The 23,399-nt window shown below is 75.1% G+C and carries 7 protein-coding genes and 1 pseudogene; 4 read left to right on the top strand and 4 right to left on the bottom strand.

The features are described from left to right. Together ACZ6EG_RS29075 and ACZ6EG_RS29070 are read left to right on the top strand one after the other, a co-directional pair. The gene (locus tag ACZ6EG_RS29075; RefSeq protein ID WP_391971610.1) at positions 1–993 is read left to right on the top strand and encodes an aldo/keto reductase; all 993 of its coding nucleotides are present in this window, start codon (positions 1–3) and stop codon (positions 991–993) included. After that, complete coding sequence (locus tag ACZ6EG_RS29070) at positions 990–1,925, top strand: amidohydrolase family protein (RefSeq protein ID WP_469608928.1); 936 nt, start codon at positions 990–992, stop codon at positions 1,923–1,925. The genes ACZ6EG_RS29075 and ACZ6EG_RS29070 overlap by 4 nt, the downstream gene beginning before the upstream one ends. Here the strand turns inward: ACZ6EG_RS29070 and ACZ6EG_RS29065 are convergent. Beyond that, positions 1,882–2,640 (bottom strand): GntR family transcriptional regulator, encoded by a 759-nt coding sequence (locus ACZ6EG_RS29065; protein WP_469608925.1) that lies wholly within the window; start codon positions 2,638–2,640, stop codon positions 1,882–1,884. The genes ACZ6EG_RS29070 and ACZ6EG_RS29065 overlap by 44 nt on opposite strands. Positions 2,641–2,781: 141 nt before the next feature. On the opposite strand from ACZ6EG_RS29065, the gene ACZ6EG_RS29060 reads away from it, so the two are divergent. After that, positions 2,782–3,648 (top strand): GNAT family N-acetyltransferase, encoded by an 867-nt coding sequence (locus ACZ6EG_RS29060; protein WP_391971597.1) that lies wholly within the window; start codon positions 2,782–2,784, stop codon positions 3,646–3,648. A gap of 28 nt (positions 3,649–3,676) precedes the next feature. Here the strand turns inward: ACZ6EG_RS29060 and ACZ6EG_RS29055 are convergent, their stop codons facing one another. After that, positions 3,677–4,702, bottom strand: coding sequence for a helix-turn-helix transcriptional regulator (locus ACZ6EG_RS29055; protein ID WP_469608922.1), 1,026 nt, complete (start codon positions 4,700–4,702; stop codon positions 3,677–3,679). A 132-nt stretch (positions 4,703–4,834) separates the two neighbouring features. Between ACZ6EG_RS29055 and ACZ6EG_RS29050 the strand changes: the two are divergent. After that, positions 4,835–5,055 (top strand): annotated as a pseudogene (locus ACZ6EG_RS29050) (RidA family protein); the annotation flags it as partial. A gap of 125 nt (positions 5,056–5,180) precedes the next feature. Here ACZ6EG_RS29050 and ACZ6EG_RS29045 read toward each other — a convergent pair. Further along, on the bottom strand, positions 5,181–5,828 hold the full coding sequence (locus tag ACZ6EG_RS29045) for a dihydrofolate reductase family protein (protein ID WP_391971599.1): 648 nt from the start codon (positions 5,826–5,828) through the stop codon (positions 5,181–5,183). A 237-nt stretch (positions 5,829–6,065) separates the two neighbouring features. After that, the gene (locus ACZ6EG_RS29040) at positions 6,066–23,381 is read right to left on the bottom strand and encodes a type I polyketide synthase (RefSeq protein ID WP_469608917.1); all 17,316 of its coding nucleotides are present in this window, start codon (positions 23,379–23,381) and stop codon (positions 6,066–6,068) included. Between the last annotated feature and the right edge of the window lie 18 nt (positions 23,382–23,399).

Raw genomic sequence — 23,399 nt, 5'->3', positions numbered from 1 at the left:
CTGCCGGCTCGGACCCTGGGCCGCGGCCAGGTCCCCGTCACCGCACTCGGTTTCGGCGCCGCCGCGATCGCCGGTCTGTACGAGGAGGTGGGCGACGACGAGGCGGCGGCCGCCGTGGAGGCCGCCTGGGACGCGGGCGTCCGCTACTTCGACACCGCCCCCCACTACGGCCTCGGCCTGTCGGAGCGCCGGCTGGGCGCGGTCCTCGGCACCAAGGACCGGGACAGCTACACCCTGTCCACCAAGGTGGGCAGGGTGCTCGACCCGTACGACGGAGGCGGCGACGACCTGGCGCACGGTTTCGCCGGGCCGGCCACCCACCGGCGGCGGTGGGACTTCAGCCGCGACGGTGTACGCCGCTCGCTGGAGGACAGTCTCAGCCGCCTCGGGACGGACCGCGTGGACCTGGTCCTGCTCCACGACCCCGACGGGCACGAGGAGCAGGCGTTCCGGGAGGCCTATCCGGCGCTGGAGGAGCTGCGGTCGCAGGGCGTGGTCCGGGCGATCGGCGCGGGCATGAACCAGAGCCGGATGCTGACGCGTTTCCTGACGGACACGGACGTGGACGCCGTCCTCTGCGCCGGCCGCTACACCCTGCTCGAACAGGGTGCGCTGGAGACGCTGCTGCCCGCCGCGGGCGCGAGGGGCCGGAGTGTGATCGTCGGCGGCGTCTTCAACTCCGGGCTGCTGGCGGCCCCCGCCCCCGGGGCCACGTACGACTACGCTCCGGCGCCCGGTGAGGTGCTGCGCCGGGCGGAGCGGCTGCGCGAGGCCACCGAGGCGCACGGCGTGCCCCTGCGTCGCGCCGCGCTGCGGTTCCCCTTCGGGCACCCCGCGGTCGCCTCGGTGCTCGTCGGCGCGCGCTCCGCGGACCAGGTCCGGGACGCCGTCGCGCAGTACCGCGGGCCGGTCCCAGGGGCCTTGTGGGACGGTCTGCGCGTCCAGGGGCTACTGGGCGGCGGGGTTCCGGTGCCGACAGGGGGCGGGGTGTGAACGTCGTCGACGCCCACCACCACCTCTGGGACCTCGCCGTACGCGACCAGGCGTGGCTGGACGGCCCCGGGCTCGCGCCACTCCGCCGGTCCTTCGCGCCGGCGGAGTTGGAGGCCGAGGCCCGGGCGTCGGGGGTGACGGCCACCGTGCTGGTGGAGACGGTGAACGCGGCCGAGGAGACACCGGAGTTGCTGGCCCTGGCCGCGGGCAGCGAGCTGATCGCGGCGGTCGTCGGCTGGACCGATCTGACGGCGCCCGGTGTCGCCGAGGAACTGGCCCGGCTCGCCTCGCTGCCCGGGGGCGCCTTCCTGCGCGGCGTCCGCCACCAGGTCCAGGGGGAGCCCGACCCCGACTGGCTGACCCGTCCGGAGGTCCTGCGCGGCCTGCGTGCCGTCGCCGCCGCCGGACTCGTCTACGACCTGGTGGTGCGGCCGCACCAGTTGCCCGCGGCGACCCGCGCGGCCGCCGCCGTGCCCGGTCTCACCTTCGTCCTGGACCATCTCGGCAAGCCGCCGATCGCGTCGGGGGCACGGGAACCCTGGGCGGGACGGGTGCGGGAACTGGCCGCTCTGCCGAACACGGTGTGCAAGCTGTCCGGCATGGTGACCGAGGCCGACCGGGCGTCGTGGACGGTCGCCGACCTCAAGCCGTACGCCGACACCGTGTTCGATGCCTTCGGCCCCCGACGCGTCATGTTCGGCTCGGACTGGCCGGTGTGCACCCTCGCCGCACGTTACGGCGAGGTCGTCGCCTCGGCACGGGACCTCGCTGCGGAGCTGGACCCGGCCGGACGGGCCGAGGTGCGGTCCGGCACCGCGACGCGCGTGTACCGCCTGGACGGTGCGCCCGCCGGGCGGGCGACACCCGGAACCGCCCCTGCCGTGCCCGTCATCCCTCCAGCCGACCGAGCTGGCGCTCCAGACTGCGGGTGAGGTGTTCGGCCATGGCCTCGGCCGCGCGTTCGGCCCGGCGGCGCAGGATCGCCCGCACCACCCGCTCGTGCTCGTCCGGGGTCGGATCGCCCGCGTCGTGGGAGCTGTTCAGGCGGAAGATGTGCAGGTGCGCGTGGAGTCGCTCCACCGCGTCCGCGAGCAGCGGCCGGCGCGCGGCCCCGGCGACGACCTCGTGGAAGCGCTGGTCGAGGGCGGCGAAATCGCGGTACGACGCGTAGGGCCCGCCGGGGCCGGGGTGGGCCCGCATGGCCTCCAGCGTCTCCTCCAGGGCGTCCAGTTGCCCTTCGTCGGCGTGCAGCGCGGCCAGCGCGGCGGCACGCGGTTCCAGGAGCAGCCGCATCTCGAACAGCTCCTCCACTCCCCGGCGGGTCAGCAGGGCCGTCGCCCGGTACCCGGACAGGGAGCGCTTGACGACGAGGCCGTCGGCCTCCAGCCGGGCCAGCGCCTCGCGCACGGGCGTCGGTGAGACGTTGAGCGTACGGGCCAGTGCCTCGATGCCGACCCGCGCGCCCGGGGCGATCTCGTGGTCCATCACCCGGGCCTTGATGTCCTCGTACACGCTGTCGGACAGCACCTGGCGTACCGGCGCCGGTGCGGCCGGGTCACGCGTATCGCCGGCCCCGCCCCTCCCGCCCGCACCCGCCGCCCCGGCCGCGCCGACGGAGCCGCGGACGGACGGGTCGTGTGCCGGCATCGGGGTCTCCTTGAACTCGGTGCGCTGCCCGGCGGCAGTTTATCGAGGGGGGCGCGCACCGTGGCTGCCCTGTGGAGGCCTTCGGCCCGGGGATGCCGAGCAGGTGTTCCCCGGGCCGCGGGGCGTCCGGGAGCATGAGGCATGATCTCGGATGACTGGCACCTCACCCAGGACGTCGACGCGTTCCTCGCCCGGGCCGGCGGCTTCCTGCGCTCGCGCCCCGCACTGCACAACACCCCGCTGACGGACATCGAGAGACTGCGCACGCGCGCAGCGGCCGACCACGACGGAGAAGTTCCCGTCTTCGGCCTGCTGGAGTCGGACTGCGCGGTGCGCGCCGTCTTCTATCGCACTCCGCGCGGTCGCCTGGGCCTCACCCCCCTCTCCCGCGAGCAGGCCGACGCCCTCGCCGCCCACCTGGCCGCCCTCGGGCACAGCCCTTCCGACGTCATCGCCGACCACGACACCGCCGGTGCCTTCGCCGACGCGTGGCAGCGGCACACGGGCGCTTCCGCGGTGCCCTTCTGGCGGACGCACCTCTACCGCCTCGGCACGCTCACGCCGCCGCGGCCGCACCCGGAGGGCCGGGGGCGCGCAGCCGGCGGGAAGGACCGGGAGCAGGTCGTGGGCTGGTGCCGCGAGTTCTGCGTCGCCGTGGGGGAACAACGGTCCATCGACCTGATCGACGCCGGCTCCTGGGACGACTCGCGCTTCGGCGACCGGCACTTCACCTTCTGGGAGGACCCGGACGGCACCCCGGTCTCCATGGCGGCCGCGACCTCGGTCGTCGGCGGCATGGTCCGGGTGGACCCCGTCTACACCCCGGCCCGCCGCAGGGGCCGCGGCTACGCGGGGGCCGTGACGGTCGCGGTGAGCAGGGCCGCGCTGGCCGCGGGCGCGACGGACGTCGTCCTGTTCACCGACCCCGACAACCCGACCAGCAACGCCCTCTACCGGCGCCTCGGGTACGTCCGCATCGCCGACTTCACCGGGTACCGGTTCTCCTGAGGCGCCGGCCGCCGGTCGGCGCCTGGCGTCAAGCGCCGGATGCCGGTCCGTAACGGGTGGCCATCTCGGCGGCGCGGCGGTGCAGGGAGGTGCGCAGCGACTCCGGGGTCAGGGCCTCCGCGTCCGAGCCGAGCTGCCAGAGCGCCCACTCGGCATGCCGCAGGTCCTGGAAGGTCGCCTCGAGCCGCAGCCGGCCGTCCGGTTCCGGGCTCGGTTCCGGGCTGGGGCTCGGTTCCGGGCTGGGGCTCGGTTCCGGGTCCGCGGCGCGGACCGCTACGGCGGTGTTCAGCAGGTCCTCCCTCCGCTCCGGGTTCAGCCGCATCAGCACGGCGATGTGGTCGCCGGACAGGAACCGCGCGCAGCGTTCCCGCCAGACCCGGTCCAGATCGACCCGGTCCGGTCGCTGTGCCGGCTCGGGCAGCTCCTCGGCGGCCAGGATCCGGGACAGCCGGTAGGTGCGGTCCGCGCCGGACCGCGTGGCCAGCAGGTAGCCCCGGTCCCGCACGGTGACCAGGCCGATCGGGTCGACCGTGCGCCACTGCGGTGCCCGGTCCACGGCCGCGTAGTGGAGGCGCAGTTTGCGGCCCGTGAGGACCGCGCGCCGGATCTCGGCCATCGTGCTGCCGGGCACCTCCTCCATGGGCGTCCGGCGTGAGAGGAGGTCGGTCTCCGGTGCGACGAGGATGCGTGCGGCCGCGTCGCTCACGGCGGCCTGGTGGCTCTCGGGCAGAGCGTCGACCACCTTGCGCGTCGCCGAGGCGAGCGCCGAGCCGAGACCGAAGGCCTGCTCGCCGCGCGCGGTCCCGGCGGTCAGCAGGGCGAGGGCCTCTTCGTGGTTCAGTCCGGTGAGCTCGGTCCGGAAGCCGGGCAACAGCGCGAACCCGCCGTGCCGACCGCGTTCGGCGTAGACCGGGACGCCGGCCGCGGACAGCGCCTCGATGTCACGCAGCACGGTGCGGGTGGACACCTCCAGCTCGCGGGCCAGCGTGTCCGCGGTCAGCCGACCGCGCTGACGGAGCAGCAGCACCAGGGAGACCAGCCTGTCGGCGCGCATGGGGGGACCTTATCCAATACATGACGATCGGTGTCATGAATGGTCGGCAGGCTCTGGAGCAGCGGCGTCCACGACGGCGGCGACCGCGCCGCAGGGCGTACGCATGCCCGATCGAGCGACAGGAGTCGATGTGACAGTGGAAGGGCCGTGCTCGGACGGGCCGGCATGTCCCTCGCGCACCTGGTCCGGCTGGGCGTCTTCACGACCGACGTCGATCTGCTGATGCCGCACTACGGCGTGCTGGCGTCGCGGCTGGGAGCCGCCGGGTGGCCCCGGCCACCACGATGCTCGAGGTGAGGCGGCTGGCGGTGCCTGGCCGGCTGGTCGAGCTGGAGGGGACGGCGGTCGCGTGACCCGGCCCCGCCTGCCGCCGGGCGCGATCCCGCCCCGGCGAGAGCGGCAGGCGGGTGGGTCGTGAGGGCGGCTCCGCCGTGGCCCGGGTCCCGTTCTTCCCTGGTGATACCCGGAGCCCGCGCCGTCACTTCCGCCAGAACAGGTGGTGCACCACCCCGCTGGGGCTGGGGACCACGTCGAGGTGGAAGCGGTCGGTCAGCTCGCGCGGGGACTCCCACAGGCGGGCTCCGGAGCCGAGCGTGACCGTCGGAGCCACCACCACGTGCAGGGTGTCCACCAGGCCCGCCTCCAGGAAGGCGCGGATGGTCGTGGCACCGCCACCGAGGCGGACGTCCTTGCCCTGGGCGGCCTCTTTCGCCCGTGCCAGGACCTCGGCGGGGTCGTCGTCGACGAAGTGGAAGGTGGTGTCCGAGAGGGTGAAGGAGGGGCGGACGTAGTGGGTCATGACGAAGACCGGGGTGTGGAACGGCGGCTCGTCGCCCCACCAGCCCTGCCACTCCTCGTTCTCCCAGGGGCCGCGCTGCGGGCCGAACTTGTTGCGACCCATGATCTCGGCGCCGACGTGGTGGTCGTGATCGCGGATGAAGTAGTCGTCCAGTCCGCGGCTGCCGCCCGGCTCCGTCCGCATCTTCCAGCTGGCCGTGGTGCCGGCCCAGCTCATCAGGCTCAGCGGATCGGCATGGCCGAAGGGTCGCTCCAGGCTCTGCCCCTCGCCCGCGCCGAATCCGTCACTCGAGACGGTGAAGTTCTGGACCCGCAGCAACTGCGTCATGGCGCTACCCGTTCCGTTCGGTGATCTCCGGCCATCGCTGCCGGAAGGGTAGACCCGCGGGCCCGGAGGATGTCATCGCCGTGCCCGCGGCACCTCCGCGTTCTCGTCCGTCCGCCGCGCACCGGCCGCGAAGCGGCTGAGGAGCGAGGCGCACACGTACACGTCGTCCGCCCCGGGCGGCGGCCCTCGTCCGGGCCCGGTGCTCCTGAGCCCAATGCTCCTCAGCCCTGTCTCGGATCAGTCGAGTGCCCCGTCTCCGAGCTGGTCGCGGATCAGGTTGATCAGCTCGTCGTCGTCGGCGGCCTGGATGCGGTCGGTCGCGGCGCTGTCCGCGGCGGCCGGCCGGTCGGCGGTCCACTTGTCGAGGAACGCCTGCAGGCGGACGGTGACCCGTGCTCTGGACAGTCCGTCCGGCGGCGAGTCGGCCATCGCCGCCTCCAGGGTGTCCAGTGCCCCGATGAGCGGCTCGACGTCGGTGACCGGATCGCCGCCGGGCAGCATGTCGTGCAGGTGGTCGGCGAGGGCGGCCGGCGTCGGGTGGTCGAAGACGATCGTCGACGGCAGCGGCGTACCGCACTGGCGGGCCAGCAGGTCACGGAACTCGACGGCGGTCAGCGAGTCGAACCCGAGGTCCCGGAAGGGGCGGGCACCGTCGATCCGCTCGTCCGCGTCGTAGCGGAGTACGACGACGAGCGCGCTTCTGATCAGCTCCGTCAGTTCGGCCAGCCGCTCAGCGGTGCTCAGCGTGGCGAGTCGGTCCCGTAGCCCGGTGTCGGCCTCCTCCTCGGCGGGTGCCCCGGTCCGCGCTGCGGCGTCGGCGGCCTCGGGCAGTTCGCGCAGCAGCGGGCTCGGCCTGCCGGAGGTGAACGCCGGGGTGAACCGGGCCCAGTCCACATCGGCGACGGTCACGTTCGTCTCGCCGCCGTCGACCGCCCGGGCCAGCGCGGTGATCGCCAGGGCCGGGTCGAGCGGTGTCAGGCCGCGGCGGCGCAGGAACTCCTCCGCCTCTCCGGACACCGCCATGCCGGCGCCGGCCCACGGTCCCCAGGCCACCGAGACGGCGGCCAGTTTCCGGTCCGCGCGGCTCTGGGCGAGCGCGTCCAGATAGGCGTTGCCGGCCGCGTAGAGCGCCTGGCCGCCGCTGCCCCAGGTGGCGGCGATGGAGGAGAAGAGCACGAACAGCTCCAGATCGGCGTCCCTGGTGAGCTGGTCCAGATGGGCCGCGCCGAGCACCTTGCCGTCGGTGGTCTCCGCGATGTCCGCGAGTCCGGTGGTCTCCACCGGGCCGGACCGGGCGACGCCTGCGGCGTGGACCACGCCGAGCAGGGGGCGGTCGGCCGGTACGGCGGCGAGGAGTTCCGCCACCGCGTCCCGGTCGGCGACGTCGCAGGGGGCGACCGTGGCATCCGCGCCCAGGGCCCTCAGCTCGGCGAGCAGTTCGTCGGCTCCCGGTGCCCGCGCACCGCGACGGCTGGTGAGCAGCAGGTGCGACACCCCGCGTCCGGCGAGCCACCGCGCGACCGAGGCGCCGAGTGCGCCGGTGCCGCCGGTGACCAGGACCGTGCCCGGTCGGGACGGCGTCCAGGACGTGGTGGCGGGGTCCGGTCGGTCGGCCCGGACCAGGCGCCGGGCGTGGACCCGGCCGTCGCGCAGGGCGAGTTGGTCCTCGTGGGAGTCCCCGCGCAGTACGGCGGCCAGCCGGGTCAGGTCCTGGTCGCCGTCCGTGGACAGATCGACCAGGCCGCCCCAGCGCTGCGGGTGTTCCAGCGCCACGGCCTGCCCGAAGCCCCACAGCCCCGCGTGCTCGGCCCGGGTGACCCGGTCCGCCGCGTCGACCGCGACGGCGCCACGGGTCAGGGTCCACAGCGGAGCGGCGCACCCGGCGTCGCCGAGGGCCTGGACGAGGGTGAGGGCCACCGCCAGGCCGGCCCGGTGGCCCGCCGGGTGAACGACTCCGCGCAGGTCGCCCGCCATCGCCGTGCCGATCCGGGCGGCCAGCTCGTGCCGGTCGGGACGGGTCGCGTCGACCGTCAGGGGGATGACGTGGGCGCCGGCCGCGCGGAGGGCTTCCCCGACGTCGCCGCCGTCCTCGTCGCCCGCCTCGGTGACCAGGAGCCAGGTGCCGTCCAGGGGGGCGTCCGGCAGGGCGACCGGTGTCCACTCCACCCGGTAGCGCCAGCCGTCCACCGCCGCGTGCTGCCGTGCCTGCCGTCGCCAGGACGACAGGGCCGGCAGCACCTCCGCGAGCGCGTCCGGTCGGGTGGCCAGTCGTAGGGCGCTCGCGACCTCGGTCACGTCCTCGCGCTCCACCGCCGCCCAGAACCGGGACTCGACCGCATCCTGGGCCGGTGCCGGTTCCGGTGCCGAGGTCGCCGGCTCCGGCCAGTACCGGTCACGCTGGAACGCGTACGTGGGCAGTGCGATCCGTCGGCCGTGCGCGGGCACCGCCGCCGCCCAGTCGACGTCCACGCCCACCGCCCAGATCCGGCCGAGCGCCTCCCACGCCGTGCGCACCTCGTCTCGGTCCCGCCGCAGGACCGGGGCGAAGGCGCCGGTCGCACCGGACCGGCGGGTCATCGCGCAGAGCACGCCGTCCGGGCCGAGTTCCATGAAGCGGGTGACGCCCTGTTCGGTCAGCTGTCGTACTCCGTCGGCGAACCGTACGGTCTCGCGTACCTGCCGCACCCAGTAGTCGGGGGCGGTCAGCTCCGCGCCGGCCATCGCGGGGATCACGGGGATGCGGGGCTCGGCGAACGTCATCGCCTCCACGACCTCGGCGAACTCGGCCAGCATCGGTTCCATCAGGGCCGAGTGGAAGGCGTGCGACACCGTGAGACGACTGGTCCTGCGGCCCTCGGCCGACCACTTCGCGGCATACTCCTCGACCACCTCGGCCGCACCCGAGACCACGAGCGACGACGGGCCGTTCACCGCGGCGATGTCCAGTCGGCCCCGTACGGCGTCGAGGATCTCGGCCTCGGTCGCCTCGACCGCGAGCATCGCGCCGCCGGCGGGCAGTGCCTGCATCAACTGTCCGCGCTTCGCGACCAGTTCGCAGGCGTCCTCCAGGGAGAGGACGCCTGCGCAGTGGGCGGCGGCGATCTCCCCGATCGAGTGGCCGAGCAGGACGTCGGGGACCACGCCGAAGGACTCCAGCAGCCGGAAGACGGCCACCTCGACGGCGAACAGGCCGGCTTGGGCCCATACGGTCCGGTCGAGCCCGTCGCCGTCGAACACCACGTCCCGCACGGGGCGTTCGTACTTCAGGTCCAGCTCGGCACAGACCGCGTCGAAGGCGTCGGCGTAGGCCGGGAAGGCCTCGTACAGCTCCCTTCCCATGCCGGCCCGTTGGGCACCCTGCCCGGTGAACAGGAACGCCGTACGGCCCTCGCCGGTCGTCTCCGAGATCAGGTCGGCGGACGGTGCGCCGTCGGCCAGTGCGGCGAGGCCGGCGAGCAGGTCGTCGCGGCCGGTGCCCATGACCACCGCGCGGTGCTCGAGGTCGGCCCGGGCCAGCAGGGACCTGGCGACGTCCGCCGGGGCCGCCTCCGGCTGCGCGGTCAGGGCCGCGTGCAACCTCCTCGCCTGTGCGGCGAGCGCGGTGGCGGACCGGCCGGACACCAGCCAGGGCGGTGTCGTCCCGTCGCTCAGGCGCTCGTTCGGGGCGGCCTCGTCCGCCGGGACGGGTTCGGCCTCCAGGATGATGTGGGCGTTGGTGCCGCTGATGCCGAACGAGGAGACGCCCGCCCGGCGCGGGCGGTCCGCCTCGGGCCACGGCCGGGCCCGGGTCAGCAGCTCCACCGCGCCGGCCGACCAGTCCACCTGCTCGGTGGGCTGATCGGCGTGCAGGGTGGGCGGCAGGGTGCCGTGCCGGAGCGCCAGCACCATCTTGATCACGCCCGCGACACCGGCGGCCGCCTGGGTGTGGCCCAGGTTCGACTTGACCGAGCCGAGCCACAGCGGCCGGTCGGCGTCCCGGTCCTGGCCGTAGGTCGCCAGCAGCGCCTGTGCCTCGATCGGGTCGCCGAGCCTGGTGCCGGTCCCGTGTGCCTCGACCGCGTCGACCTCCGACGGCGACAGTCGCGCGTCCGCCAGGGCCTGCCGGATGACCCGCTGCTGGGAGGGTCCGTTGGGGGCGGTCAGGCCGTTGGAGGCGCCGTCCTGGTTGACCGCGCTGCCCCGTACCAGCGCGAGGACCTGGTGCCCGTTGCGGCGGGCGTCCGCCAGCCGCTCCACCAGCAGTACGCCGACGCCCTCGCCCCAGCCCGTGCCGTCCGCGTCGGCCGAGAAGGCCTTGCAGCGGCCGTCGTCCGCCAGGCCGCCCTGCCGGGCGAACTCGGTGAACGCCGCCTCGGTGGACATCACCGACACACCACCGGCGAGCGCCAGATCGCACTCGCCGCGCCGCAGCGCCTGTGCGGCCAGATGGAGCGCCACCAGCGACGACGAGCACGCCGTGTCGACGGTGACCGCCGGCCCTTCCAGGCCGAAGGCGTAGGACACCCGGCCGGACAACACCGCCGCCGCGTTGCCGGTGGCCGTGTGGGCGTCCAGGCCCTCGTCGGCGGATGCGGCCAGCACCACCGGGTAGTCCTGTCCGTTGGTGCCGACGAACATCCCGACGGAGCGACCGCGCACCGCGCGCGGGTCCACTCCGGCGGACTCGAAGGTCTCCCACACCGTCTCGAGGAGCAGCCGCTGCTGGGGGTCCATCGCCAGCGCCTCGCGCGGGCTGATCCCGAACAGGCCCGCGTCGAACTCCGCGGCGCCGTCGACGAATCCGCCGCGCAGCGCGGGGAGGCCGGGGAGCGCGGCGAGGTCCCAGCCCCGGTCGGTGGGGAACGTCGTCATGGCGTCCACCCCGCCGATGAGCAGTTTCCACAGGTCCTCGGGGGAACCGACGCCGCCGGGCAGGCGGCACGCCATGCCGACCAGCGCCAACGGCTCGTCCGCCTCGGCGGCGGCTCCCGTCGCGGTCGCGGGGACGACGGCCGGTGTCGGCGCCGGTTCGCCGCCGAACAGTTCCTCGCCGAGGTACCGCGCCAGCTCCGCCGGGGTCGGCCGGTCGAAGACCAGGGAGGCGGGCAACCGCAGCCCGGTCCGTACGCCGGCCAGGTTCCGGAACTCGACGGCGGCGAGCGAGTCGAAGCCGAGGTCCCGGAACGCCTGGCCGGCACCGACCGCCTCCGCCGAGCCGTGGCCCAGCACCGTCGCCGCCCACGAGCGGACCGCCGCCAGCAGCAGCGCGCCGCGCCGAGCCGCCGGTGCCGCCGTCAGCTCCGCCCGGAACTCCGTGGCCGGGTCGGCCTCGGCGGCCGGGGTACGGGCGGACGCCGCCTCGGGCAGTTCGGTCAGCAAGGCGCTGGGGCGCGCGCCGGTCAGCCCGGCCGCGAACAGCGGCCAGTCGATGTCGGCTATCACCGGGTCCTGGTCGCCGGGGACCAGGGCACCCGCCAGCGCCGCGACGGCCAGTTCGGGGTCCAGCGGCGACAGGCCACCGCGCCGCAGCCGGTCGGCGACCGCCTGGTCGTCGGCCGCCATACCGTCCTGCGCCCAGGGGCCCCACGCGACCGAGACCCCGGGCAGCCCGCGGGCCCGGCGGCCGTGCATCCACGCGTCGACGAAGGCGTTGGCGGCGGCGTAGTTGCCCTGTCCGGCGCTGCCCACCGTTCCGGCGAGCGAGGAGAAGGCCACGAAGAACTCCGGTTCCGCTCCCCGGGTCGCCTCGTCCAGGGCGACCAGTCCGGACACCTTGGCGGCCAGTACCGTCTCGAAGCGTTCCGGGGTGAGCGCGTCGAGCGTGCCGTCGTCCAGTACCCCGGCGGCGTGCACCACACCGATCAGCGGGTGTGTGGCCGGGAGCCGCTCCAGGGCGCCTGCCAACGCAGCGCGGTCGGTGACATCGCCGGTCTCGACCGTGACCCGGGTCCCCGCGTCGGCCAGTTCGGCGACCAGCTCGGCCACTCCCGGAGCCCGCTGACCGCGTCGGCCCATGAGGACCACGTGGGGTACGCCCCGGTCGGCGAGCCAGCGGGCGACCACCGCGCCGAGCGCTCCGGTGCCACCGGTCACCAGCACGGAGCCGGGCCGCGACGGCGACCACGGGGTGCTGCCGGCGGACTCGGCGCGCACCAGGCGACGGCCGTACACGCCGGCCGCGCGTACCGCCACCTGGTCCTCACCGGTCCCGCCGGCGAGGACGGCGGCGAGGCGTGCCCCGGCTCTGGCGTCCAGCACGGGCGGGAGGTCGAGGAGGCCGCCCCACCGGTCGGGCTGTTCCAGTGCCGCCACCCGGCCGAGTCCCCAGAGCTGCGCCGGCACCGCGGCGGGCGACGCGTCCGACCGCCCGACCGAGACGGCGCCGCTGGTCAACGCCCACAGGGGGGCGTCGATTCCGGCGTCGCCGAGCGCCTGGAGCAGGCACAGGGTCAGTCGAAGGCCGGCGGACGGCTCGGTGCGAGGCGTCCGGTCGTCCGCCCAGGCCGCGAGGGAGACCACCCCGCTCACCGGTCCGGCCTCGGCGAGCTGGACGGCGAGGGCCGCCCGGTCCGCGCCGGCGGGGACGAGGTGGACGGCCTCGGCGCCGGCGCCGACCAGCGCTGAGGAGACCTCCTGGGCGGGCGCGGGGGTCGGCTGGGACTGCGGGACGACCACCAGCCAGCGTCCGGTCAGTACCGGGGTCGGGGACAGGTCGGTGATCGGGCGCCAGGTCGCGAGGTAGCGCCAGGAGTCGATCGCGGACTCCTTGCGCCGCTGTCGCCGCCACGAGGAGAGCATCGGCAGCGCCGCGCCGAGCAGGTCCAGGGTGCGGGGGTCGTCCAGGAGGTCGGCGAGGGCGTCGATGTCCTCGTGCTCGACCGCGTCCCAGAAACGGGAGTCCGTCGTACGGGCGGCCGGTGGCGCGGCGGCGGTGACGGCGCGCGGCCAGTACCTGTCGCGCTGGAACGGGTAGGTGGGCAGGGCGACCCGGCGGCCGCCGGGTGCCGTCGTCGACCAGTCGGCGTCCGCGCCGCCGGTCCACAGCCGGGCCAGGGCGAGCAGCGCGGTGACGGTGTCGTCCCGGTCGGCTCGCAGGAGCGGGACGCACACGGCGTCGGCGTCGGTCTGCCGGGCCATCCCGCACAGCACTCCGTCCGGGCCCAGCTCCACCAGGCGGGTCACGCCGTCGAGCCGCAACCGCTCGACCCCGTCGGCGAACCGCACCGTCTCGCGAACTTGTCGTACCCAGTAGTCGGGGCTGGACAGGAGTCCGGGTTCGGCGGGCCGACCGGTCAGGTCGGACACGACGGGGACGCGGGGCTCGGCGAAGTCCGTCTTCTCCAGCACGGCGGCGAACTCGGCGAGCATCGGTTCCATCAGCGCCGAGTGGAACGCGTGCGACACGGTCAGCCGGCGCGTACGACGTCCCTGGTCGCGCCAGAGGGCGGCAAACTCCTCGACCGTCCCGGCCGCGCCGGACACCACCACCGACGACGGGCCGTTCACCGCCGCGACGTCCAGCCGGCCCTCGATCGCTTCGACGACCTCGGCCTCGGTCGCCTCCACCGCGAGCATCGCGCCGCCGGCGGGCAAGGCCTGCATCAGCCGCCCGCGTGCCGCTACGAGTCGGCAGGCGTCCGGCAGCGAGAACACCCCGGCGCAGTGCGCGGCGGCCACCTCACCGACCGAGTGGCCGAGCAGCACGTCCGGGACCACGCCCCAGGACTCCAGCAGCCGGAACGCCGCGACCTCCACGGCGAACAGTCCGGCCTGCGCCCACACCGTCCGGTCCAGGCCGGTGCCGTCGAACACCACGTCCCGCACCGGCTGGTCCAGGTGCGGTTCCAGTTCGGCGCAGACCGCGTCGAACGCGTCCGCGTACACCGGGAACGTCTCGTACAGTCCACGTCCCATGCCCGCGCGCTGCGCGCCCTGGCCGGTGAACAGGAACGCGGTACGCCCCCGCGTCGCTTCCGCCGACACCGTGTGGGCGGCGGTCCTGCCGTCGGCGAGCGCGGCGAGCCCGGCGAGGAGTTCGTCCCGGTCGGTGCCGACGACCACCGCCCGGTGGTCCAGGGCGGCCCGGGTGGTGGCCAGCGACCAGGCCACGTCGTACGGGTCGACGTGGGGGTCGGCCACCAGCCCGCGCAGGAGCGCGGCCTGGGCCCGCAGACCGGCGGCGGTCTTGGCGGACAGCGTCCAGCCCAGGGGGCGTGGGGCACGCGCGGGTGGGGACGCTTGGTCGTCGGGCGCCGGTGCGCCCTCCAGCAGGACGTGCGCGTTGGTGCCGCTGATGCCGAACGACGACACCCCGGCCCGGCGCGGGCGGTCGGTGACCGTCCAGGGCCGGGCCTCGGTGAGCAGCCGCACCGCGCCGGCGGACCAGTCGACGTGCGGGGTCGGCTCGTCCACGTGGAGGGTGGCGGGGAGTACGCCGTGTCGCATGGCCATGACCATCTTGATCACTCCCGCCACGCCCGAGGCCGCCTGGGTGTGGCCGATGTTGGACTTGACCGAGCCCAGCCACAGCGGGCGGTCCTCGTCCCGGCCCTGTCCGTAGGTCGCCAGCAGCGCCTGTGCCTCGATGGGATCGCCCAGGCGGGTTCCGGTGCCGTGTGCCTCGACGACGTCGACCTCGTCCGGAGCCAGGCCCGCGGTGGCCAGCGCCTGGCGGATGACGCGCTGCTGGGAGGGGCCGTTGGGTGCGGTCAGGCCGTTGGACGCGCCGTCCTGGTTGACCGCGCTGCCGCGTACCACCGCGAGGACGTCGTGGCCGTTGCGGCGGGCGTCGGAGAGGCGCTCCAGTACCAGGACTCCCACGCCCTCGCCCCAGCCGGTGCCGTCCGCGCCGCCCGCGAACGACTTGCAGCGCCCGTCGGAGGCCAGTCCGTCCTGCCGGTCGAACTCGGCGAACGCCGCGGGCGACACCATGACCGTCACACCGCCGGCCAGCGCCAGCTCGCACTCCCCGTTGCGCAGCGCCTGCGCCGCCCAGTGCAGCGCCACCAGTGACGAGGAGCACGCGGTGTCGACGGTGACCGCGGGTCCCTCCAGGCCGAAGGTGTACGCCACCCGGCCGGAGATCACGCTGTTGGCGGTGCCGGCCAGCAGATACCCGCCGGCGCCTTCGAGGCCGTCGCCCGGACCCCCGTACCCGGAGGAGGAGGCGCCGGCGAAGACGCCGACCGGCCGGCCGCGCAGTGAACGCGGATTCAGTCCGGCGGACTCGAACGCTTCCCAGGAGGCTTCGAGCAGCAGCCGCTGCTGGGGGTCCATCGCGAGCGCCTCGCGCGGGCCGATCCCGAACAGACCGGCGTCGAACTCCGTGGCCCCGTCCACGAATCCGCCCCGTGCGGCCGCTCCGGCCACGACGTCCCGCGGCCACTCGCGGTCGGCCGGGAACTCGGCGGTGCCGTCGACCCCGTGTGCGACGAGGTCCCACAGCTGCTGGGCGTCGCGCACCCCGCCCGGATAGCGGGCGCTCATGCCGACGATCGCGATCGGTTCGTCCGCGGCGCCGACGGCGGTGGTGCCGGCGACCGCGCCGGTCGGCTCCAGTAGTCCGGCGGAGAGGTGCTCGGCCAGTGCGGTGGGGTTGGGGTGGTCGAAGACCAGGGTGGCGGGCAGGGTCAGCCCGGTGTCCGCGCCGAGCAGGTTGCGCAGCTCGACGGCGGTGAGCGAGTCGAAACCGGCGTCGCGGAAGGACCGGTCCGGCTCGATCGCCTCCGCGGAGGCATGCCCGAGCGAGACGGCCGCACGGGCCCGGATCAGGTCGAGCAGCATGCCGTGGCGGCGGCTCTCGGGTGCCGCGACCAGCTCGTCGCGGAAGGTCGAGCCGCGGTCGGCGGCGACGGTCGCCGGTGCCAACGCCTCTGTCGCGTCCGGTAGTCCGGTGAGCAGAGCGCTGTCCCGGCCGGAGGTGAAGGCGGGCGCGAACCGCTCCCAGTCCACGTCGGCGACGGTCACACAGCTCTCGTCGAGGTCCACCGCGCGTTCCAGCGCGCGCAGGGCGAGGTCCGGTGCCATGGCGACCAGGCCGTGGCGGTACAGGTACTCCTCGGCTCCGCCCTGCGTGGCCATCCCGTCGCCCTCCCACGGCCCCCAGGCCACGGAGGTGCCGCTGCGTCCGTGCGCCCGCCGCCGCTCGACGAGCGCGTCGAGGTGGGCGTTGGCGGCCGCGTAGACGCCCTGGCCGCCGCTGCCCCAGGTGGCCGCGATCGAGGAGAAGACCACGAACAGGTCCAGGTCCGTCTCACGGGTCAGCTCGTCGAGATGAGCCGCGCCCGTCACCTTGACGTCCAGGACGCGGGTGATCTCGGCCTCGTCGGTGTCGGCGAGCGGTACGGCCTGTGCGGCGCCGGCCGCGTGCACGATGCCGGTCAGGGGGTGCTCTTCGGGGATCGCGTCCAGGACGGCCGCCAGCGCCGTCCGGTCGGTGACGTCACAGGCGACGACGGTCGCCCCGCAGCCGTGCGCGGCCAGCTCGGCGACCAGCTCGGTGGTGCCCGGTGTGTCGGCGCCGCGACGTCCGAGCAGGACCAGGCGCGGTGCTCCTCGTTCGGCCAGCCGGCGGGCCACCCTCTTGCCGAGGGCTCCGGTGCCGCCGGTGATGAGGACGGTCCCGGAGGGCGTGTACGGGGTGCCGGTCGGTTCGCCGGCGGCGGCGCGGACCAGGCGGCGGCCGTACGCGCCGGAGGTCCGTACGGCGACCTGGTCCTCGCCCGTGCCACCGGCCAGTACGGAGACCAGGACGCGGGCGGCACGGGCGTCGAAGTCGGCCGGGAGGTCGATCAGACCGCCCCAGCGGCGCGGCTGTTCCAGTGCCGCCACCCGCCCCAGTCCCCAGGCCTGCGCCTGGGCCACCTCGCGCAGCGGATCGGAGCGGCCGATCGACACCGCCCCGCTGGTGAGCATCCACACCGGCGCGTCCAGCTCCGCCTCGTGCAACTGCCGCAGCAGCGCCACCGACTCGGTGACGACGGCGGACGTCGGGGCCAGGGCGACGACTCCGGCGACGGTGGCACAGGCGTGGGCGCCCCGTGGGTCGGCCTCGCGGTCCAGGGGGGCGACCTCGGCTCCGGCGGCGCGCAGTGCCTCGGCGAGGCGGGCGGCCGGTTCGGCGTCGGCCGGGGCGGCAGCGACCAGCCAGGTGCCGGTCAGGGGGGCGGTGGTGCCGGTGAGGTGGTGGAGCGGGGTCCAGGTGACGCGGTAGCGCCACGAGCCGATCACCGACTCCTGCCGACGGGAGCGCCGCCACCGGGAGAGTGCGGGGACCAGGGCGTCCAGGGGGGTGGTGGCGTCGGGCAGGCCGAGGGTGTCGGCGAGACCGGCCGGATCCTCGCGGTCGACGGCCTCCCAGAACCGCGCCTCGTCCGCGTCGGCGGGTGCGGCCGGGTCGACCGCCGCCGCCGGCTCCGGCCAGTACCGCTCCCGCTGGAAGGCGTACGTCGGCAGGGCGACCCTGCGCCCGGCCGGCAACACCGCCGGCCAGTGGACCTCCGCACCGGCGGCCCACAGCCGGCCGAGCGCGGCCAGGGCGGTCTCGTGCTCGTCCCGGTCACGGCGCAGTACCGGCGCGAACACGGCGTCGCCGGCGCTCTGCTGCGCCATTCCGCAGAGCACCCCGTCGGGGCCGACCTCGACGAACCGGGTGACGCCGCGTGCGGTCGCCTCCCGTACGGCGTCGGCGAACCGGACGGTCCCGCGTACCTGGCGCACCCAGTACTCGGGGGTGGACGGCTGCCCGCCCTCCGTCGCGGCGACCAGGGGGATACGGGGTTCGGAGTAGGCCACCGACTCCGCGGCCGAGGCGAAGTCCGCCAGCATGGGCTCCATCAGCGTCGAGTGGAAGGCGTGCGACACCGTGAGCCGGCTGGTCCTGCGCCCCTCCCCCGACCACTTCGCGGCGAACTCGTCGACGGTCGCGGCGTCACCGGAGACCACCACCGACGTCGGTCCGTTCACCGCCGCGACGTCCAGCCGGCCCCGTACGTCCTCGACCACCTCCGCCTCGGTCGCCCGCACCGCCAGCATCGCCCCGCCGGCGGGCAGTGCCTGCATCAGCCGGCCCCGTGCGGCGACGAGCGCACACGCGTCGGCGAGCGGGAACACGCCCGCGCAGTGGGCGGCCGCGATCTCACCGACCGAGTGGCCCACCAACACGTCGGGGACCACGCCCCAGGACTCCAGCAGCCGGAACACCGCGACCTCCACCGCGAACAGCCCGGCCTGCGTCCAGACCGTCCGATCGAGGTCGGTCCCGTCGAAGACCACGTCGCGGACCGGGCGTTCCAGGTGTCGGTCCAATTCCGCGCAGACCGCGTCGAACGCCTCGGCGAACACCGGGTACGCCTGGTACAGCCCTCGTCCCATGCCGGCCCGTTGCGCTCCCTGGCCGGTGAAGAGGAACGCCGTGCGCCCCTCGGCGACCGCGCCCGAGACCACGTGCGCGGCGGGGTCGCCGGAGGCCAGCGCGGTCAGCCCCGCCACCAGCGTGCCGTGGTCGTCGCCGACGACCGCCGCGCGGTGGTCCAGCGCGGTCCTGGTGGTGGCCAGCGACCAGGCCACGTCGTGCGCTCCGGCCGGCGACGCGGCGAGGGTGGTCGCCAGTCGTGCCGCCTGGGCGCGCAGGCCCTCGGGGGTGTGCGCGGAGACCAGCCAGCTGACCGGGCCGGGCGTCGGCATGGGCGTGGGCGTGGCGTCGGAGGGCGTGGGTCCCGCGGCCTCCAGGATGACGTGGGCGTTGGTGCCGCTGATGCCGAACGACGACACACCGGCCCGGTGGGGCCGGTCGGCCAGCGGCCACGGGCGGGGCTCGGTGAGCAGTTCGACCGCGCCAGTCGACCAGTCGACGTGCGGGGTGGGCTCGTCCGCGTGCAGAGTCGGCGGCAGCACCCCGTTCCGCATCGCCAGCACCATCTTGATGACGCCCGCGACGCCGGCGGCGGCCTGGGTGTGGCCGATGTTGGACTTCACCGAACCGAGCCACAGCGGACGGTCCGCGTCGCGGCCCTGTCCGTACGTGGCGAGCAGCGCCTGCGCCTCGATCGGGTCGCCGAGCCTGGTGCCGGTGCCGTGCGCCTCGACGGCGTCGACGTCCGACGGCGCGAGCCGCGCGTTCGCCAGCGCCTGGCGGATCACCCGCTCCTGGGAGGGGCCGTTCGGTGCCGTCAGACCGTTGGACGCGCCGTCCTGGTTGACCGCGCTCCCCCGCACCACGGCCAGGACCTCGTGGCCGAGCCGCTCCGCGTCCGACAACCGCTCCACCAGCAGCAGGCCGACGCCCTCGGACATCCCGGTGCCGTCCGCGCCGGCGGAGAAGGCCTTGCAGCGTCCGTCCGAGGCCAGACCGCGCTGGCGGTCGAACTCGGTGATCACACCCGGGGTCGCGAGGACGGTCACCCCGCCGGCAAGCGCCATCCCGCACTCGCCGTTGCGCAGTGCCTGCACGGCCAGGTGGAGCGCCACCAGCGACGAGGAGCACGCGGTGTCGACGGTGACGGCCGGTCCTTCGAGGCCGAAGGTGTACGCCAGCCGGCCCGACGCCACGCTGGTCGCGGTGCCGGTCATCAGATGCCCGAGCGCGTTGTCCGTCAGGCGCATGCCGTGGCCGTACTGCGCGTGCGCGGCACCGATGAACACGCCGGTGGAGGAGCCGTGCGCGTCCGAGGTCGCGATACCGGCGGACTCGAACGCCTCCCAGGCGGTTTCGAGCAGCAGCCGTTGCTGCGGGTCCATGGCGAGGGCCTCGCGCGGCGAGATCCCGAAGAGGGCGGCGTCGAAGTGCGTGGCCTCGTCCAGGAACCCGCCGCGCGCCGCCTCGGCACCGACGAGGTCCCGCGGCCAGCCCCGGTCGGCCGGGAAGCCGGAGGTCGCGTCCACGCCCTCGCTGACCAGCGGCCACAGATCGGCCGGCGAGGCGACCCCGCCGGGCAGCCGGCAGGCCATGCCGACGATCGCGATGGGTTCGCCGGGTGCGGCGGCGGTCGTCGGGGGCGTCGCCGGTACGGGGGCGGGCTCGCCGCCCAGGCGGGTGCCGAGGTGTTCGGCGAGCGCGGTGGGCGTCGGGTGGTCGAAGACGAGGGTGGCGGGGAGCCGGAGCCCGGTCGCGGCGTTCAGCCGGTTGCGGAGTTCGACCGCGGTGAGCGAGTCGAAGCCGAGGTCGCGGAAGGCCTGGCGGACGCCGACGGCGTCGGTCCGGGCGTGGCCCAGCACGGTCGCCGCGTTGCCTCGGACGAGGTCGAGGAGGAGGTCGCGCCGGTCGGTGGCGGAGAGTCCGTGCAGCCGGGTGGCGAGGGCGTTGTGGGTTTCCTCGTTCCGGCCGGCCGCGCGTCGGCCGGCCGGGCGGATCAGGCCGCGCAGCAGGGCGGGGACGTCGCTGCTCCGGGTGAGGTCGAGGGGGAGGGGCAGCAGGTGCGGGATGTGTGTCGCGGCCGCGACGTCGAACAGCGCCAGGCCCTGCTCGGTGCCGAGGGTGGAGCCCGTCCGGCTCCCGGTCGGGGTGGCGTCGCCGAGGAGGTGGCCGGTCATGGTGCTGGCCTGCTGCCAGAGGCCCCAGCCGAGGGACTGGGCGGGCAGTCCGCGGGCGCGGCGGTAGGCGGCGAGCCCGTCGAGGAAGCTGTTGGCGGCCGCGTAGTTGGCCTGGCCGCCGGTGCCGAGAGTGGCCGAGGCGGAGGAGTAGAGCACGAACAGGGCGAGGTCGGTGTCCAGGGTGAGGTCGTGCAGGTGGACGGCGGCGTCCACCTTGGGGCGGAGCACCGCCGCGACCCGCTCGGGGGTCATCGACTCGAAGACGCCGTCGTCGAGGACGCCGGCCGCGTGGATCACTCCGGTCAGCGGATGCCGGTCCGGTATCGCCGCCAGTACGTCGGCCAGCGCGCTACGGTCGGCGGCGTCGCAGGCCGCCACCGTCGCCCGGGCGCCCGCGGCACGCAGGTCGGCGAGGAGTTCGGTCGCGTCGGTGCCGTCCGCGCCCCGGCGGCTGAGCAGCAGGATGTTCCGTGCCCCGTGGGCGGTGACCAGGTGCCGGGCGAGCAGACCGCCGAGCGTGCCGGTGCCGCCGGTGATGAGGACCGTGCCGTCGGGGTCGAGCGGCCTCGGGACCGTGAGCACGTTCTTGCCCACGTGCCGGGCCTGGCTGATGTGCCGGAAGGCGGACACCGCGTCCCGTACGTCCCAGGCGGTGACCGGCAGCATGTCCAGTGTGCCGGCGTCGAACAGGGCGAGGACCTCGGCGAGGATCTCCCGTATCCGGTCTGCGCCGGCCTCGGCGGGGTTGAACGCCTGGTAGCGCACGCCCGGGTGGTCGGCCGCGACCTGTGCGGCGTCGCGGAGGTCGGTGCGGCTCAGGTCGGCGAACCGGCCGCCGTCGCCGAGGAGCCGCAGGGACGCGTCGACGAACTCGCCGGCGAGCGAGTTCAGCACCACGTCCACGCCCCGGCCGTCGCTCGCGGCGCGGAAACGCTGCTCGAACGCGAGGTCCCGGGAGGAGGCGATGTGCGCGTCGTCCAGGCCGGCGGCGCGCAGGGTGTCCCACTTGCCGGGCTTGGCGGTGCCGAAGACCTCCAGGCCGAGGTGGCGGCCGAGTTGTACCGCTGCCATGCCGACGCCGCCCGCGGCGGAGTGCACGAGCACCGACTCGCCCGGCCGGGCGCGGGCCACGTCCACCAGCCCGTAGTACGCGGTGGCGAACACGACCGGTACCGCGGCCGCCTGGGCGAAGGTCCATCCGCTGGGCACGGGGGCCAGCAGTCGCCGGTCGGTGACCGCGCGGGAGGCGATACCGCCGGTGAAGAAGCCGAACACCCGGTCGCCCACGGCGAGGTCGTGCACCTCGGGGCCGACCTCGGTCACGACGCCGGCCGCCTCGGCGCCCATCTGCGCCCGGTCCGGGTACATACCGAGGGCGATCAGGACGTCGCGGAAGTTGACACCGGCGGCGCGTACGGCCACCCGCACCTGGCCGGAGGTCAGCGGGGCGTCGGCGTCGGGCGCGGGGAGCATGGCCAGGTGGTCGAGGGTTCCCTCGTCGGTGACGTCCAGTCGCCAGGCGGCGGGTCCCGCGGGGAGGGGCAGACCGGCGTCGGCGGGCGGGCGGACGAGGCGGGGTGCGCGGGCCCGGCCGTCGCGGATCGCGACCTGTGGTTCGTCGTCGGTGACGGCCCAGTTCGGCCAGATGTCGCCGTCGGTGCCGGCGGGGTCGCGGTCCAGCAGGAGGATACGGCCGGGGTGTTCGGACTGGGCGGAGCGCAGCAGGCCCCAGACCGCCGCCCCGGCGAGGTCGGTCACCGTCTGACCGGGCACGGCGGGGACGGCCCCGCGGGTGACGACCACCAGACGGGTGTCGAGGTACCGGTCGTCGGCGAGCCAGCTCTGGACGGTGCGGAGCACGTTCTGGGTGGTGAGGTGGACGGTGTCGGCCGACAGGGTCGCGTCGGGCGCGGATCGGGGGAGGGTGAGGAGGGTGACGGAGGGCGGCGGCGTGTCGTGTGCCGGGGCCGGTCCGTCGGGGTCGAGGCGCAGCCATGCGGAGGGGTCGGGCGGGGCGTTGCCGGGGTCGGGGTCGGGCAGCACGGTCCAGTCGACGGCGAACAGGGCCTCGCGCACGCGCTGTTCACCGATCTGCCGCAGGGCGTCGGGGGTGATGTCGCGCAGTACGAGGGCGTCGACGGTGACGACGGGTGCGCCGGTGGGGTCGGTGGCTCGTACGTTCAGGCCGTCGGGGGTGGTGGTGAGGGCGACGCGGAGTACGGTCGCCTCGGTGGCGTGGAGTGTGACGCCGTGCCAGGCGAAGGGGAGTCGGGTGCCGGAGTCGGCGTCGGCGGTGACCGCGACGGCGTGCAGGGCCGCGTCCAGCAACGCCGGATGGATGCCGAAACCCGCGGCGTCGACCGCTTCGGGCAGTTCCACCTCGGCGAGGACCGTGTCCCCGTCGCGCCATACGGCTCGTAGGCCCTGGAACGCCGGACCGTAGCCGTAGCCGGCCTCCGCGAGTCCGTCGTAGAAGCCGGCCAGGTCCACGGGACGTGAGCCGGGCGACGGCCACGTCGTCGACTCCGTGGGCGCGTCCGCGCCGGACTCGCCGAGCAGTCCGGTCGCGTGGCACACCCATGCGGCGTCGTCGGAGGGGCGGGAGCACACCTCGATGGAGCGGTCACCGGATTCGTCGGGCGCCCCGATGCCGACCTGGAGCGCGACACCGGCCCGGGCGGAGAGCACCAGCGGCGTCCGCAGCACCAGTTCCCTCAGGAACCCACAGCCCATCTGGTCACCGGCGCGCAGTGCCAGCTCCGCGAACGCGGTACCGGGGACCAGTACCTGGCCTCGCACCGCGTGGTCCTGGAGCCAGGGGTGCGACGACTGCGACAACCGCCCCGTCAGCACCGCACCGCCGCTCGGCAGGACGACGGCCGCGCCCAGGATCGCGTGGTGCAGGCCCTGTTGGCCCACCGCGGACACGTCACCGGACATCACGGGGCGCGGCCAGTAGCGTTCACGTTGGAAGGCGTAGGCCGGCAGTTCCACGCGGCGTCCGGTGGGGACGACGGCGGACCAGTCGACCCCGGCTCCCGCCACCCACGCCTCGCCCAGGGC

It is taken from the genome of Streptomyces sp. NPDC041968 (assembly GCF_055589025.1).
This window is presented reverse-complemented; position numbering and strand designations above follow the sequence as displayed.

Excerpts from the sequence above, each read along its gene's own strand:
- ACZ6EG_RS29045 (WP_391971599.1), bottom strand. The coding sequence starts at position 5,828 with ATGACGCAGTTGCTGCGGGTCCAGAACTTCACCGTCTCGAGTGACGGA.
- ACZ6EG_RS29065 (WP_469608925.1), bottom strand. The coding sequence starts at position 2,640 with ATGCCGGCACACGACCCGTCCGTCCGCGGCTCCGTCGGCGCGGCCGGG.
- ACZ6EG_RS29060 (WP_391971597.1), top strand. The coding sequence starts at position 2,782 with ATGATCTCGGATGACTGGCACCTCACCCAGGACGTCGACGCGTTCCTC.
- ACZ6EG_RS29055 (WP_469608922.1), bottom strand. The coding sequence starts at position 4,702 with ATGCGCGCCGACAGGCTGGTCTCCCTGGTGCTGCTGCTCCGTCAGCGC.